Annotated in this window: 1 protein-coding gene and 1 pseudogene; one reads left to right on the top strand and one right to left on the bottom strand. The window is 58.4% G+C overall.

Features of this window, described 5'->3' with window-relative positions:
* On the bottom strand, nt 1-558 hold a 558-nt coding region (locus tag AC1DH9_RS29840), incomplete at its 3' end, for a c-type cytochrome (protein WP_477809414.1).
* 313 nt (nt 559-871) lie between these two features.
* Here AC1DH9_RS29840 and AC1DH9_RS29835 point away from each other — a divergent pair.
* Nucleotides 872-982: pseudogene (locus AC1DH9_RS29835) on the top strand (HAD family phosphatase); the annotation flags it as partial.

Below are 982 nucleotides of genomic sequence, written 5' to 3'. Positions count from 1 at the left end.
GGCCAACAGCGGCACCATGTCTTTACGGGCAATGTCGAACCAGTCACGGTCGCGGGCCAGCGCCTGGTATTCCAGGGACGGCCATTGGCCGAGGTGGAAGTTCACCAGACGTTCCCACTCCTGGGCCGGTCGTCGTTGCAGGGCGATTCGCGCGCCGGAGTGGCAGCGACCGCACATCTGACTGGTCTGGTCATCGAAATGCTCGACGGTGTTGAGCCGACGCTCCAGCGCATAACGCACGCCATCGGTTTCGCTCGGCGCCAGGCCCTGGGTATCGGCGAGGTATTTGACCAGCGTGCGACGGTCCTCATCACTGATCTGCAAACCGTGCATGGTCTGCATCCGCGCAATGCTCATCAGCCAGCCTTCGGGGGTTTTGCGCTGGTGGCTGATACGGCTCAAGGCATTGCCGGCTTCAGGGGTATGACAGCCCTGACAGGTTTCCTTGAGAATGCTTTGGGCGTCACGCGCCGCCATGCTTTGCGGAGCATGCAGGGCGGCACACGCGGCAAGCGCCAGCAGACTGGCGCTCATGCCTGATCGGAGTTTTCTCTTCATCAACGTCGAACCTCGCACGGTGCTTTCTTATTTTTTGAATGATCGTTTTCAGGGTCTCTGCCGTCGGCGAGCCGGTCGCTGACGGTGGCAGGAGAAACGTCTGCGAAGGAGCAATACACGGAGCGTGCCAGCTTATTAATAGTCTTTAAAATCAAGTAATTGGCGAGAAATAATGGATTTTTATCAGCGCTGAGAAAGGTCAGCGGCGTCTAATATCGCGACAACTGTTGCACTCTGAGACGAGCATAGATGACGCCCTGCGTATACGATGGGCAGCTATCCGCTTAACCGCTTCAGCTACGGGAACTGCGCCATGCTCAATGCTTTGCTCTTCGACCTCGACGGCACCCTGACCGACACCGATGCGCTCCATCTGCTGGCGCTGCAACAGTTGTTGCTGGAGGAGGATGGCCGGGTCTTCAGC

Source organism: Pseudomonas sp. 05T35 (genome assembly GCF_056396605.1).
The sequence above is the reverse complement of the archived record's forward strand: the minus strand, read 5'-3'. Positions and strand labels throughout refer to the sequence as shown.